The organism is Bordetella muralis, assembly GCF_965139205.1.
Lineage (GTDB): Bacteria > Pseudomonadota > Gammaproteobacteria > Burkholderiales > Burkholderiaceae_B > Bordetella_A > Bordetella_A muralis.
Window position 1 is genome coordinate 187,547 of record NZ_CBCSIU010000001.1, and the last position, 13,636, is coordinate 201,182.

The 13,636-nt window shown below is 60.6% G+C and carries 17 protein-coding genes; 12 read left to right on the forward strand and 5 right to left on the reverse strand.

Annotated features, from left to right (window positions below):
- Positions 1–107: 107 nt before the first annotated feature.
- The 5 genes from trmB (at position 108) to lysM (ending at position 3,569) form a co-directional block, all read left to right on the forward strand.
- Positions 108–872: a tRNA (guanosine(46)-N7)-methyltransferase TrmB gene (gene trmB, locus ACNA0I_RS00845; RefSeq protein ID WP_415804171.1), complete on the forward strand. Its 765-nt coding sequence runs from the start codon at positions 108–110 to the stop codon at positions 870–872.
- A gap of 2 nt (positions 873–874) precedes the next feature.
- Positions 875–1,816: a prolyl aminopeptidase gene (pip, locus tag ACNA0I_RS00850; RefSeq protein ID WP_415804172.1), complete on the forward strand. Its 942-nt coding sequence runs from the start codon at positions 875–877 to the stop codon at positions 1,814–1,816.
- Between the two features lie 9 nt (positions 1,817–1,825).
- A complete protein-coding gene (gene thiS / locus ACNA0I_RS00855; protein ID WP_415804173.1) occupies positions 1,826–2,026 on the forward strand; it encodes a sulfur carrier protein ThiS in 201 nt (66 codons plus the stop codon).
- A gap of 223 nt (positions 2,027–2,249) precedes the next feature.
- Positions 2,250–2,969 (forward strand): class I SAM-dependent methyltransferase, encoded by a 720-nt coding sequence (locus ACNA0I_RS00860; RefSeq protein WP_415804174.1) that lies wholly within the window; start codon positions 2,250–2,252, stop codon positions 2,967–2,969.
- Positions 2,970–3,122: 153 nt separating this feature from the next.
- Complete coding sequence (lysM, locus tag ACNA0I_RS00865; protein ID WP_415804175.1) at positions 3,123–3,569, forward strand: peptidoglycan-binding protein LysM; 447 nt, start codon at positions 3,123–3,125, stop codon at positions 3,567–3,569.
- Between the two features lie 131 nt (positions 3,570–3,700).
- Here lysM and ACNA0I_RS00870 read toward each other — a convergent pair whose 3' ends face one another.
- Complete coding sequence (locus ACNA0I_RS00870) at positions 3,701–4,600, reverse strand: aldo/keto reductase family oxidoreductase (protein WP_415804176.1); 900 nt, start codon at positions 4,598–4,600, stop codon at positions 3,701–3,703.
- A 93-nt stretch (positions 4,601–4,693) separates the two neighbouring features.
- Between ACNA0I_RS00870 and ACNA0I_RS00875 the strand changes: the two genes are divergently transcribed.
- Entirely contained in the window at positions 4,694–5,599 is a 906-nt protein-coding gene (locus tag ACNA0I_RS00875) for a LysR family transcriptional regulator (RefSeq protein ID WP_415804177.1), read from the forward strand.
- Between the two features lie 3 nt (positions 5,600–5,602).
- On the opposite strand, the gene ffh is transcribed toward ACNA0I_RS00875, so the two are convergent.
- A complete protein-coding gene (ffh, locus tag ACNA0I_RS00880) occupies positions 5,603–7,012 on the reverse strand; it encodes a signal recognition particle protein (protein ID WP_415804178.1) in 1,410 nt (469 codons plus the stop codon).
- Positions 7,013–7,123: 111 nt separating this feature from the next.
- On the opposite strand from ffh, the gene ACNA0I_RS00885 reads away from it, so the two are divergent.
- From ACNA0I_RS00885 to ACNA0I_RS00900, 4 genes are all read left to right on the forward strand, one after another.
- Entirely contained in the window at positions 7,124–7,966 is an 843-nt protein-coding gene (locus tag ACNA0I_RS00885; protein WP_415804179.1) for a cytochrome C assembly family protein, read from the forward strand.
- 1 nt (position 7,967) lies between these two features.
- Positions 7,968–8,228, forward strand: coding sequence for a PP0621 family protein (locus ACNA0I_RS00890; RefSeq protein ID WP_415804180.1), 261 nt, complete (start codon positions 7,968–7,970; stop codon positions 8,226–8,228).
- 93 nt (positions 8,229–8,321) lie between these two features.
- Complete coding sequence (gene ampD / locus ACNA0I_RS00895) at positions 8,322–8,903, forward strand: 1,6-anhydro-N-acetylmuramyl-L-alanine amidase AmpD (protein WP_415804181.1); 582 nt, start codon at positions 8,322–8,324, stop codon at positions 8,901–8,903.
- 9 nt (positions 8,904–8,912) lie between these two features.
- Positions 8,913–9,533 carry a glutathione S-transferase family protein gene (locus ACNA0I_RS00900; RefSeq protein WP_415804819.1) on the forward strand — a complete coding sequence of 207 codons (621 nt, stop codon included), beginning with the start codon at positions 8,913–8,915 and terminating at the stop codon, positions 9,531–9,533.
- Here the strand turns inward: ACNA0I_RS00900 and ACNA0I_RS00905 are convergent.
- From ACNA0I_RS00905 to ACNA0I_RS00915, 3 genes are all read right to left on the reverse strand, one after another.
- Positions 9,525–10,787: a type II toxin-antitoxin system HipA family toxin gene (locus ACNA0I_RS00905; protein ID WP_415804182.1), complete on the reverse strand. Its 1,263-nt coding sequence runs from the start codon at positions 10,785–10,787 to the stop codon at positions 9,525–9,527. The two genes, ACNA0I_RS00900 and ACNA0I_RS00905, sit on opposite strands and share 9 nt — an antisense overlap.
- A complete protein-coding gene (locus ACNA0I_RS00910; protein WP_415804183.1) occupies positions 10,787–11,047 on the reverse strand; it encodes a helix-turn-helix domain-containing protein in 261 nt (86 codons plus the stop codon). The genes ACNA0I_RS00905 and ACNA0I_RS00910 overlap by 1 nt, the downstream gene beginning before the upstream one ends.
- Before the next feature lie 138 nt (positions 11,048–11,185).
- The gene (locus tag ACNA0I_RS00915) at positions 11,186–11,677 is read right to left on the reverse strand and encodes a MarR family winged helix-turn-helix transcriptional regulator (protein WP_415804184.1); all 492 of its coding nucleotides are present in this window, start codon (positions 11,675–11,677) and stop codon (positions 11,186–11,188) included.
- Positions 11,678–11,854: 177 nt separating this feature from the next.
- On the opposite strand from ACNA0I_RS00915, the gene ACNA0I_RS00920 reads away from it, so the two are divergent.
- Together ACNA0I_RS00920 and ACNA0I_RS00925 are read left to right on the forward strand one after the other, a co-directional pair.
- Entirely contained in the window at positions 11,855–13,120 is a 1,266-nt protein-coding gene (locus ACNA0I_RS00920) for a flavin-dependent oxidoreductase (protein ID WP_415804185.1), read from the forward strand.
- Entirely contained in the window at positions 13,117–13,599 is a 483-nt protein-coding gene (locus ACNA0I_RS00925; RefSeq protein ID WP_415804186.1) for a DUF3237 domain-containing protein, read from the forward strand. The genes ACNA0I_RS00920 and ACNA0I_RS00925 overlap by 4 nt, the downstream gene beginning before the upstream one ends.
- Positions 13,600–13,636 lie beyond the last annotated feature (37 nt).

The window sequence follows — 13,636 nt, forward strand, 5'->3', positions numbered from 1 at the left end:
GATAGCTTTTTGCGGCCGCGGAATTTTCCAACACTGCCAGCCGGCCCGATGGCCCCGGACCGACGTCCGGGAGAACAACTGCCCCCGGGCCTACTACAATCCCCCCTATGAACACGAACACCCCCGACTCCCCTGATACCGCGCCCCTGTCGGAAGCCACCCGCGCCGCCCTAGAACCGGCCACGCAAGCCCCGCACAGCCCCGGCGCGACCCACATCCGCAGTTTCGTCCACCGCCGTGGCCACATTACCCAAGGCCAACGCGACGCACTCGAGCAGCTGCTGGAGAAATGGTCCATCCCCTACACCCCCCAGCGCCTGGATCTGGCAGCCCCCTTCGGCCGCCAAGCCCCCTCTGTGCTGGAAATCGGCTTCGGCATGGGCGAAACCACCCAGAAAATCGCCCAGGCCCGCCCTGACGACAATTTCCTGGGCGTGGAAGTCTTCAACGCTGGCGTAGGCTCATTGCTACGCCGCATCGAAGAATCCAGCCTGCAGAACCTGCGCATCATCCAGCACGACGCCGTAGAAGTCGTGCGCGACATGATCCCCCCCGACAGCCTGGCTGGCGTCCACGTCTATTTCCCCGATCCGTGGCCCAAAAAACGCCATCACAAACGCCGCCTGCTGCAGCCCCCATTCGTCTCGCTGTTGGCCAGCCGCATCGCCCCCGGCGGATACCTGCACTGTGCCACCGATTGGCAAGACTACGCCGTACAAATGCTGGAAGTCCTGAGCGCCGAACCGCTGCTGCGCAACACCGTTGCCGACTACGCGCCGCGCCCTGACTACCGCCCGCAAACCAAATTCGAAACCCGCGGCCTGCGTCTGGGCCATGGCGTTTGGGACCTGATCTTCCAGAGGACCGCTTAACTATGTTGTACCCCGCTATCGAGCCCTATCGCCACGGCATGCTGGACACTGGCGATGGGCACCTGATCTATTGGGAACTCTGCGGCAATCCGCAGGGCAAACCTGCCGTGTTTTTGCACGGTGGCCCAGGTAGCGGGAGCGCTCCCGTGCACCGTCAATTGTTTGATCCGCAGCGCTACAACGTGCTGTTGTTCGATCAACGCGGCTGCGGCCGCTCGACGCCGCACGCGAGCCTGGACAACAACACCACGTGGGATCTGGTCTCGGACATTGAACGCCTGCGCACAGAAGTCATGGGCGCCGACCGCTGGCTGGTGTTCGGCGGATCCTGGGGCTCGACGCTGGCGCTGGCCTACGCACAGACGCACCCCAGCCATGTCAGCGAGCTGGTCGTGCGCGGCATCTTCAGCCTGCGCCGTTCGGAGCTGCGGTGGTTCTACCAAGAGGGAGCCTCGTGGCTGTTTCCCGACCACTGGGAAGCCTATCTCGAACCCATTCCGCCAGAGGAACGGGGCGACATGATCGGCGCTTATCACAAGCGGCTGACTGGCCCGGATCCGGTGGCACAACTGCGCGCTGCGAAGGCCTGGAGCAAATGGGAAGACAGCACCATTACCCTGATGCCCAGCCCGCGCCACCAGCAAAGCCACGCCGCAGATCGCGCCGCATTGGCCTTTGCCCGCATCGAAAACCACTACTTTGTGAATAACGGCTTCATGGAAGAAGGCCAGCTCATTCGCGACGCGTACAAACTGCATGACATCCCCGGCACCATCGTGCAGGGGCGCTACGATATCTGCACCCCCGCACGCACCGCGTGGGACCTGCACCGCGCATGGCCCCAGGCGCAGTTTCACCTGGTGCCGGATGCGGGCCATGCCTTTGACGAGCCCGGCACCTTGGCCAAACTCATCGAAGCCACCGACGCCTACGCCGCACAATAAGGAGCCATCATGCACATCACGCTCAACGGTGCCGCACGCGAATTCCCGCTGGACACCACGGTCATCGAACTGCTCCAGACGCTGGGCTACGCAGGCAAACGCGTGGCGGTCGAACGCAATGGCGAAATCGTTCCCAAGAGCCAGCACGACGCCACCGTACTGAAAGACGGCGACCAAATCGAAATCGTAGTGGCCGTCGGCGGAGGCTGAATCGCGGGTTGCACTGACCTGGGGCACGCAGGCGTGACTAAGCGTGTCCCGATCAGGAATATCCGACACAGAATGTGAAAATTATCAACGGTGAGCTACCCAAACGAAGTTAGTACTTGCGCAAGGCCAACCACGTAGTACGCTGGCGCCTGTGTTTGATGTTGGCTCGCAAGAAGCACGTCTATTGCGTGGCGGCAAGCCAGCTCTGCTCACAGGAGTTCATATGCTGCTCAAGTTCCGGACCGGAGAAGAGCCCGGTCTGCCCGTAGGCTCGCGACTGTTTCGTATCGCAGGGGTTGCAGGCCGCGCCACCGGGCATGTTGCGAGTCGCATTAGCCGCCATTCCTGGGTGGCTGAGCGCATACGTTTTCTGCGCGCCTGGCGCGCCAATCCCAAAGGCATCGGCGCTATCTGGCCGTCCAGCGCCCGCCTGGCCGCCGCCATGACGCGCGATATCACGCCCAGTTCGGGGCCGTGCCTCGAATTGGGGGCAGGCACCGGGTCCTTTACCCGTGCCCTGGTGGCGCGCGGCCTGACATCGGCGCAGTTGACCTTGGTGGAAATGGATCCGCAGTTCGCGCAGCAATTGCGGCACGATTTCCCCGACGCCTATGTTTATCAAGGGGATGCCGCGAAACTGGTCGGCGTGCCATTGTTTGCCGACTGCTTGGCTGGCGTCGCCGTCTGTGGGCTGCCCTTGTTGAATATGCCAGTGAAACAGCAGATTGGCATTTTGCGCAGCACATTTGCTCAACTGCGCCCCGGCGGTTCAATGGTCCTATTTACATATGGACCACGTTGCCCGGTTCGACAACGTGTGCTCGATCGCCTCGGCCTGCGGGCGCGGCGTGTCGACACGGTCATTGCCAATGTGCCGCCCGCCCATGTCTGGAAATTGACCCGGCGTACAGCGGCTGGCGCCCTGCATGCGCCCATTGAGTAACGTTTAATTACTTATTATCAGCACGAGAAGAGCACAGCGTTCACGGAATCGGCCCATAATGGGTTCCCAGAAGATGTCGTCAGCAAGCTAAATCACGCCATCTCCTGCCAACAAGCACTTAACGTTTCTTAACAGTCTAAAAGAGGAAACACTATGGGTCTGCTCAGCTTTATTAAAGATGTCGGCGAAAAACTGTTTGGCGCCAGCGAAGCCCAGGCGGCATCGGTAGATGAACTGAAGAAGGAACTGGACAAGCACGGTCTGAGTGCCGATGGCCTGAACATTCAAGTCGATGGCGACAAAGTCACCGTGACCGGCGAAGCGGCCTCGACCGAAGAAGCCGAGAAAATCACGCTGGCGCTCGGCAACACTGTCGGTGTGGCCTCAGTGGACAACCAACTGACCGCCAAACAAGCCGCCCCCGAAGCCCAGATGTACACCGTCAAAAAAGGCGACAACCTCTGGAAAATCGCCGAGGCTCACTACGGTGCCGGCCAGGGCGCCAAGCACACCGTGATTTTCGAAGCCAACAAACCCATGCTGACGCATCCGGACAAGATCTATCCGGGCCAAGTACTGCGCATCCCGCCGCTGAACTGAACACCACAGCACAAACCGGCAAGCCCCGCAGCGTTTGCCGGTTTGGACCAGCGCGAACAATCCCCGTTCGCACTGGTTGACTCGGCCAGACTCCCGTCTGGCCGTTTTTTTCGTGGATGCCTACGTCCGAGCTAAACGGCCGGCGATACGTCCACTCCCTTTTTCACGCCATCCAGATCATTCAGCGCCGCCATCGCACCCTCAGGCAAAGAGATCTCTGCGCTCGCCAGGTTTTCCCTCAAATGCGCCACCGAAGACGTCCCGGGAATCAACAGAATATTGGGAGATCTGCGTAACAACCACGCCAATGCCACCTGCATCGGGGTCGCCTCCAGCCTCGTAGCGACATGAGACAGCGTCGACGACTGCAATGGTGAAAACCCGCCTAGCGGAAAAAACGGCACATAGGCAATGCTCTCGGCCGCCAAGGTATCAATCAACCCATCATCATCACGGTGGGCCAGGTTATACAGATTCTGCACGCAAACGATGGGGCAGATATGCCGAGCGTCCTCAATCTGTCGGCGCGTCACATTGCTCAATCCGATATGACGAATCAAGCCGCGCTGCTGGAGCTCGGCCATTGCCGTCACCTGCGGCTCTAGCGATCCCTCCGCCGGACCGTACATGCTGATTGTGCTGCGTAGATTAACGACATCAAGCACATCCAGACCGAGATTGCGCAGATTGTCGTGAACAGCCTGCGTTAGCTCATCCGGCGATGTCGCTGGCAGCCAGGAAGCGTCGGCGCCGCGCTTGGCGCCGATCTTGGTCACAATAGTCAGATCATCACGATACGGGTGCAAGGCCTCACGAATGATCTGGTTCGTAATATGCGGACCGTAAAAATCGCTGGTGTCGATGTGATCGACACCTAGTTCGATCGCCTCTCGCAATACAGCCACTGCGGCGTTTCGATCCTTCGGCGGACCAAATACGCCAGCACCGGCCAACTGCATCGCGCCATAGCCCAGACGATGGACCCTGCGGGGACCTAATGAATACCAGCCGGCTTTTTCAAGACTCGTCATGTGATTTCTCCTAAACGACATCGGAAATGTACGCGTGGGGCACATGTACGACAATCCATCATAAAGCGCACAAGTTGTGCGAAAATCCGAACAATGAAGACAGATCTAGGCGACTTGCATGCATTCGTGACGGTTGCACGAGCAAACGGTTTTCGCGATGGCGCGCGTCTGACAGGCACCAGCGCCTCAGGCTTGAGCGAAGCCGTACGCCGTCTGGAAACCCAACTGGGCGTCAGATTGCTCAATCGCACAACGCGCAGCGTCGCCCCCACCGAGGCCGGGCAACGATTATTGGAACGGCTGGGCCCTGCCCTCAATGAGGTTGAAGCCGCCATTGACGTCGTGAATCAATTTCGCAGCGGTCCTACAGGCACGTTGCGCCTGAACGTACCCGCCAGCGTCGCGCGCCTGGTGCTGCCCTCGATTCTGCCGGGATTCATGGCTGCCTACCCGGATGTACGGGTAGAAATCATGGTCGAAGAAAGTTTCGTCGACGTGATTACTGCCGGTTGCGATGCGGGTATCCGCTACGAAGAACGCCTGCAGCAGGACATGATTGCCATCCCGATAGGCCCGCGCCTCCAACGCGCAGCCACGGCCGCCGCGCCCGCCTACCTGGATCGGCACGGCCGCCCCAAACATCCCAAAGACCTGCTCAACCACAACTGCATTCGTGGCCGCTTCAGCAGCGGCACCATTTACCCCTGGGAATTCGAGCGTAGCGGCAAAGTGGTAACCATCAACCCGAGCGGTTCACTGCTGGTGCAACTCGGGGGTGGCGTCGACCTCGCCGTGGATGCGGCCATCGCCGGCACAGGTGTCATTCACCTGTTCGAGGATTGGCTGCGCCCGCACCTCGAGAGCGGCGCACTGGAACCCATACTGGAATCCTGGTGGCAATCGTTCTCGGGGCCATTCTTGTATTACCCCGGCCGGCAATTAGTCCCTGCGCCGCTACGGGCATTCATTGACTTTGTACGAGCGTTGCCGTCCGGGTGAGATTCAGCGCATCCCGCCAAAGCGCCCCAGGCCCTTCATCCCGCCCATGGCGCGCATCATCTTGGCCATACCGCCCTTTTTCATTTGCTTCATCATGCCCTGCATTTGCTCGAACTGGGACAGCAAACGGTTGACCTCTTGCACCGGGACGCCGGAGCCCGCAGCAATACGGCGTTTGCGCGAGGCCTTGATCAATTCAGGCTTGGCGCGTTCGGCAGCCGTCATCGAGTTCAGGATGCCTTCGGTACGGCGCAGCTGCTTTTCCGCCTGGCCGCCCTGCAGTTGACCGGCAGCCTGTTGAAACTGCGAAGGCAGCTTTTCCAGCAGCGACCCCATATCGCCCAGCTTTTTCACCTGGCCCAATTGCTCGCGGAAATCGTTCAGATCGAACTTGTTGCCCGATTTGAGCTTGGTCGCGAGCTTTTGCGCCTCGGCGATATCGATGTTCTTTTGTGCCTGCTCGACCAGCGACACAATGTCGCCCATGCCCAGCACGCGCTGCGCCATACGGTCGGGGTGGAAAGGCTCCAGGCCATCCAGTTTTTCCGAAACACCGACGAATTTCAGGGGTTTGCCAGTCACATGCCGCACGGACAGGGCCGCGCCGCCGCGTGCGTCACCATCCAGCTTGGTCAGCACCACCCCTGTCAGGGGCAGCGCGTCGGCAAAGGCCTTGGCGGTGTTGACCGCATCCTGCCCCTGCATCGCGTCGACCACGAACAGCGTTTCGACGGGTTTGACCAGATCGTACAGCGCGCGGATCTCGCGCATCATGGCTTCGTCGATACCCAGGCGGCCGGCCGTATCCAGAATCAGCACATCATAGTGATGGCGGCGGGCGTGATCGACGGCGTTGCGGGCGATGTCCTCGGGTTTCTGGCTGGGATCCGAGGGCAGGAAATCGATACCTGCCTGGGCCGCGACGGCCTTCAGCTGGTCGATAGCGGCCGGGCGATAAACGTCGGCACTAACCGTCAGAACCTTTTTCTTGCCGGTATTGCGGCCATTTTGGGTGTGATTGCCCTCGGCCAGCCAGCGGCCGAGCTTGCCGGTGGTGGTGGTTTTACCCGCCCCCTGCAAACCGGCCATCAGGATGATGGCGGGAGGCTGCACGGCCAGCGACAGGTCGCCGGCACCAGCGCCCAGGTCACCGCCCATCAGGGCGGTCAGCTCTTTGCTGACCACGCCCACCAGGGCTTGGCCAGGGCTGAGGCTGCCGACGACTTCTTCGCCCAGGGCTTTTTCTTTGACGCGTGCGACGAAATCGCGCACGACGGGCAAGGCTACGTCAGCCTCGAGCAGGGCCATGCGCACTTCGCGCAGCATTTCCTGCGTGTTGGCCTCGGTCAGGCGGGCTTCGCCGCGCAGCGTCTTGACGACGCGCGACAAACGTTGAGTCAGGTTATCGAGCATGAGAGGCGTTTCCGCTTACACTAGTTGATTGAACGGTGGCCCGGGCAGCAGGGGGTTTTCACCCCTGCCAGCGACTAGCGCCTGAGAGGCCCCATCCAGACAACGGTTTTTATGTCATTAGGCATTGTATTTCACGCAGCGGCCGCCCTGGCCTACGCCGTGCTCGGCGGGGCCCTCTGGTGGCGCCTGAAAGGTGCAGGCAGCGTCGAAAAAGCGGGCAAAGTCGCCCGTGCGAGCCTGCTGGGCGCCCTGGTTCTGCACGGTATCGGCTTGTATCAGGCCATGCTGGGCGGCTCGCATCTGTTCATCGGATGGGCGCTCGCCCTGTCCGCCACGGTATGGCTGGGCATGGTGGTGTTCTGGCTGGAAAGCCTGCTGGTTCACATTGACGGGCTGCAGCTACTGCTATTGCCAGCCGCCACGGTGATCTGCGCCCTCGCGGCGCTGTTTCCCCAGGGGCAGCTCGTCCCCCACGCCGAAGACAGTTCCCTGCGCGTGCACCTGCTCATTGCCCTGGCGGCCTATGCCCTGATCACGGTGGCGGCCCTGCACGCCCTGCTAATGGCCCTGCTCGACCGCCACCTGCACCGTCCGCTCGAAGCCCCTGCGGAACGCAGCCTCATCGGCCGCGTCCTCGATGCCCAGGCGCCGCTACTCGTCCAGGAACGGCTGTTGTTTCGTGTCATCTGGATCGGCTTCGCTGTCCTGACGGCCGCCGTCATCACCGGCTCCATCGCCTCGATGGACCTGACGGGCAAGATCCTGCCCTTTGACCACAAAACGGTTTTCACACTGTTGTCATGGTTGACCTTTGGAGTATTACTGCTGGGCCGCCACATTCGCGGCTGGCGCGGCCGCGTCGCGTTGCGCTGGACACTGACCGGATTCGCCTTTCTAATCCTGGCCTACACCGGCAGCCGGTTTGTACTGGAAGTCATTCTTCATCGGAGTTGAAGTGGGCAAGTTGTTAATCTGGGTCGTCATCATCCTGGCGGTCATGGTGGTGATGCGCATCGTGTCGGCCCGCAATAGCGCCAGGCGCAGCGCCGCAGCCAAGCCTCCCCCGAGCGCCCCTGCGCGCCAGCCCGGCAGCGGCCCCGTCGAATCCATGGTGCGCTGTGCGCACTGCGGCGTGCATTTGCCGCGCTCAGAGGCGCTGCTGATCGCAGGCAAGACCTGGTGCAGCAACGAGCACGCGCGATTGGGCAAGCGTTAACCTGATCACACATGCCGTAACGTGGCATCCAGTTGATGCATCAAGCAAGGCAGGCATAATTAGGCTTACAGTTACCATTAACGAGCCGCATCTATGTCTTTACAGCTTGATCGACACGGGTGGCTGAGGCCTGCTCCTGCGGTGCGCCTGCTACCCTCGCCCAACCATGACGCGCGCCCTGCCGGGTCCACGGTTTCATTACTGGTCATCCACAACATCAGCCTGCCGCCGAACCAATTTGGCGGCCCGCACGTCGCCGGTTTGTTTCTGAACCGCCTGGACTATTCCGCCCACCCCTGGCTCGAACGACTGCGAGGCCTGCGGGTATCAGCGCATTTCTTCATCAGGCGTGACGGCCAGATCGTACAATTCGTATCGACCGACAAGCGGGCCTGGCACGCTGGCGTCTCGCGATTTGAAAACCGCGAACGCTGCAATGATTTTTCTCTGGGCATCGAACTCGAGGGCACGGACTTCCTGCCCTACACTGATGCCCAGTACACCAGTCTGGCCAAACTGACCCGCGTGTTGCGCACCCGCTATCCGCTGCGCGCGGCGTGGGGCCACGAGCACATTGCCCCAGGGCGCAAGACCGACCCTGGGCCCGCATTCAAGTGGTCGCGCTTTGGCCGTATGACTGGCTTTGCGCGGCGCCAACTTGCGCCGCAAACCTAAGGAATCATGATGCTGAAAATCTGGGGACGTTCAAGCTCGGTCAATGTACAAAAAGTCATGTGGACCGTGCGCGAACTCGCGCTGCCGCACACCACGGAACAAGTCGGCGGCAAATTCGGTGGCCTGGACACGCCCGAATACGGCGCCATGAACCCCAACCGCAAAGTCCCCGTCATCGACGACGGCGGCCTGATCCTGTGGGAATCCAATGCCATCGTCCGCTACCTGGCGGCACGCTACAGCGAAGGCACCCTCTGGCCCACCGACGTCGCCGTGCGGGCGCAGGCCGACCGCTGGATGGACTGGACCGCGACCGAATGGCAGTCTGCTATGGGCCCGGCATTTCTGGGCCTGATCCGCACACCTGAAGATCAACGCAATCACGCGGCCATCGAAGCATCGACGCGCAAAACCAACAGCCTGGGCCTGATCCTGGAAAGCGCCCTGCAAAACAAGGAATACATCGCCGGCAGCCATCTCACCATGGCCGACATCGTCCTGGGCTGCGTTGCTCACCGCTGGCTGGCGATGCCGATCGAGCGTCCCGCGACACCCGCCTTGAACGTCTGGTACCGCCGCCTGATGATGCGCCCGGCGACGCAGGGCGTGCTGACGCTGCCCCTATCGTAATTCCCACCGAGCCACATGTTTGCGCGTATTGCTGCGGATCCACTGCTCCAATCGTTCAAGCAACGTATGCTCCGTACCTGGCCGAGTCTGATTCCGTAACTCCGCGGCTACCTGCCCCAATGCGGCAGGCAACTGCTCGGCCAACTCACGTCCTGCCCGCAATACATAACGATCTGAAAAACCGAGATCCTGCGACAAACCCTGCAGTTGTTCCACACCGATCTTGCCGGGCAGCGCCTCACCACCGATCCGAAATGCGAACCGTCGCGATAACCCGGGATAGATAGCCGTACACATCAAATCGTAGAACGGCGTCATCCGCCAGGCGTCTCCGGTATCCTGCATCACCGATAGATTCTTGGCGTGACTATCGTTATTACCCACGAACAAGTTAAAGAACACCCAGCGCACGAATCGTTGCATATCCTGCGCCTTCACCCCCATGCGCCGCAGGATTTCGCGACATTGCGCCAGTGTCGGACCGCCATCGCTCTCGTACTTCACCGCCGATGGCGTGCCCGCCAGTTGGCACAAATCCAGCTGATGCAGCCGAGCCAAGCCTCCTGCCCCATCAGCCCTGCGGTCATATCGTCGCACCAGACAAGCACGCGTATCCGGTTGATACTCGACCTCGGCTGCTTGCAGCCCCAGCGCCGAGGCCAGCTTCATGACCATCGCTTCATTCAATGCCGATGACCAGACTCCGTCCAAACCGCGAATATCTGGTTTGAGAATATGCGACGAGGGTGCCGTGCCTTGCGGAATCGCTGGAACACCATCCGGCAGCACCATCAGCAATAGCTTGTCCTGTGCCCCCGCCAAAGATATGCGAGTGCCTTCCGCGTTTTCGGCAGCCAAGGCGGGGATCACTGCGTGCTGCAACTGCTGGGCAATATCCACCCACGTCGTCGGCCGATAACCGGGTGGTGCCGGTTTTTCGCCTTGCGGCACAATCGTCAACCCACTTGCGGTATCTCCGCCTACACTGCGCAGCAACCCAAATGCCGTGCTGGCATGGCGGCTGACGGACAAAAACCGCCGGATATGCCCCTCTGGCAGCAGGTTTTCGAAATACGCGAGCACATGGTCACCAACGTGATCTTGTTGCCCTAAACCGAGGCTCGGCGCGATCGGCCTCGCCTCGGACCACGTCAACCAAGCCGGATCATAGCGAAACCGCAAAGGCTGCTCGTCAAAAAGACGCCCGACACAACGTCCTGCGGCATAGACATCCAACGCATCCACTGTCGCCATCAAAAATCCCCGCGTTTACGTTGAATCACAACCTCTAATCCCAGCAGATCCAACATGTCGAGCACCTTTTGCAACTGCAACGTCGGCTTGCCTCGCTCCAGATCGACCACAAATCGGTTGCCCGTCCCAGCAAGCCCAGCCAAGTCTGTCTGGAGCAAGGCTTGATCCGCTCGTACCGTTTTGACGAGTCTGCCCAACTCTGCGGCAGTGCGGACCTTGGTCGGTGCGTACACATCGAGCGGTATCGAATCGGTTGCCATGATTGTGCCTTCCTAATTCCCGATCGGTAATTTTATGTGGCCTGACGGGTCGATGTCGACCAAAAATTACCGATCGGGAATTTTAATATTCAAAAAACGACACTCCCTGGAAAATATTCCCGATCGGTAATTTCGAATTCACCCAAGCCGCCCCAACAACACGATCAGTTGCTCACGCTCGGCATCACTCAATTGCGCGCTGATACGTTGATCATGGGCCTTTACCGCACGAGTGACACTGTTATACGCACGCCGCCCGGCGGACGTCAGTGTCAACGCATAGGCCCGCTTGTCTGCTGCCGCATCGCGGCGCGTGACGTAGCCCATCGCCTGCAACTGATCCACCAATTGCACAGCGCCCGAGCGCGCGATACCGAGAATACGCGCGAGGTCAGTAAGCTTCAACTCTGCATTCTCGGCGATCAACGTCAACGCCGAGAATCGCTGCGGCGTAATGTCCCATGGCGCCAACGCCGCCAGAAAATCCTCGTAAATAGAAATCTGTGCCCGCCGGATGGCATAGCCCACCAGCGAGTCCAAGGCGCCGTATTCGATACCGGCGACATGCGGATCGAAGTGTTCGCCACGGGCAGCGGGTCGGCGCGGGCGCGATGCAGAGGCGGAAGGCATGGCTATGAAAGAGATCAAAGGGAACTACACACTACCTGAGACCAGCGGATAACGCTACCTGCCGAACCGTGTTTCGTACGGGTTAGTACCAGTGCCGATGCAGACACCCAATTTGTTATGGTACATAACAATATAAATTGACGGCATACGCTGGACCCGCAAGTTGGAGAGAGACCCATGAATATCGTGATTGCCGGCGGCGGCATAGGTGGGCTGACGCTGGCCCTGATGCTGCATCAGCGAGGCATCAACAGTCGCGTCTATGAGAGCACGCAAGAACTGCGTCCGCTGGGCGTGGGTATCAACCTGCTACCCCACGCCGTAAACGAACTGGAGCCTCTGGGCCTCTTGGATACGCTGGCCGAACACGCCATCCCGACATCCGCACTGCACTACTACAACAAGCTCGGCCAGCCCATTTGGCAAGAACCACGCGGCCTGAAAGCGGGCTATCCGCTGCCGCAGTTCTCGATACATCGTGGCGAGTTTCAGATGCTGCTGGCCGCAGCCGTACGCGCGCGGCTCGGCGACGATGCCATCGTCACCGGCGTGGTGTTGGAATCTGCAGAGAATGACGGCAATACAGCGCGTGCGCATTTCCGCAACCGCGCCGATGGCTCGTTGCACACTGCGGTGGGCGATGCCGTGATCGGCGCCGACGGCATCCATTCGGCCTTGCGCAAACAGTTTTATCCCACCGGCGACGAGCCACGATTCTCTGGCCGCATGCTGTGGCGCGCCGTCACCGAGGCTTCGCCCTATCTGGATGGCTGCACGATGTTCATGGCGGGCCATCAGGATCAGAAGTTTGTCTGTTATCCCATCTCGGCTCCCTTGCATCGCCAAGGCCGTTCGCTCATCAACTGGATCGCCGAGCTGGCTATTCCCGATGCGACGCTGCCTGCCACCGACTGGAATCGCCGCGTAGACAAATCCGTGTTTGCCGATCGATTCGCCGACTGGCGTTGGGACTGGATTGACATTCCCTCGATCATCGACGGCGCGCAGGCCATCTACGAATTCCCGCTCGTCGATCGCGATCCCCTGCCGCGCTGGACCAAAGGCCGTCTCACGTTGCTAGGCGACGCAGCACACCCCATGTATCCCATAGGCTCGAACGGCTCAGCACAGGCCATCCTGGATGCACGCTGTCTGGCAAACAGCCTGGCTCAGGCACAACAAGGCAACGTCCGCGCACTCGAGACGGCCCTGCTCGAATACGAAGCAGAACGTCTACCGCGCACCGCAGGCATCGTGCTGCGCAATCGCCTGAACGGCCCCGAGCAAGTCATGCAAATGGCCGAAGAGCGCGCCCCGCAAGGCTTTGCCAACATCGCCGACGTCATCCCCGAACACGAACTGCAAGCCGTATCGCTGCGCTATAAGCAGCTGGCGGGCTTTGATCCCGCCGCGCTGCGCCGTCACACCGGAGAAAAAAAATGAACGCCGCTACCCCAACCGAGCCCACGCCTCCGAAACTCGAACACCTCGCCACGCTGCACGTACAAGTCGGCCCGCCGCAAGAGGTTGGAGACACCCCGCAGGGCCGTCGCCGCGTCATTCCGATTCTGGGCGGCACCGTCACAGGCCCCAAGCTCAACGGCACCATCCTGCCCGGCGGCGCGGATTTTCAGTCGATCCGTTCAGCCACGTATACCGATATTCACGCACGCTACGTGATCGAAACGACCGACGGGCATCGCGTATATGTCGAGAACACAGGTATCCGCACCGGCAGCGCCGAAGACATCGCGAAACTGGCCCGCGGCGAAAAAGTCGATCCATCGCGCATCTACTTTCGCAGCTATCCACGATTCGAAACGGCCGCGCCTGAATTGAGCTGGTTGCACGAACAGATATTCATCGGCACCGGCGCACGCTTTCCCGATCACGTTGAGTTGTGCTTTTACCGAGTTTGCTGAGAAAGCGTTGACGGTTCTATCAGCCGCCCCCATCCCC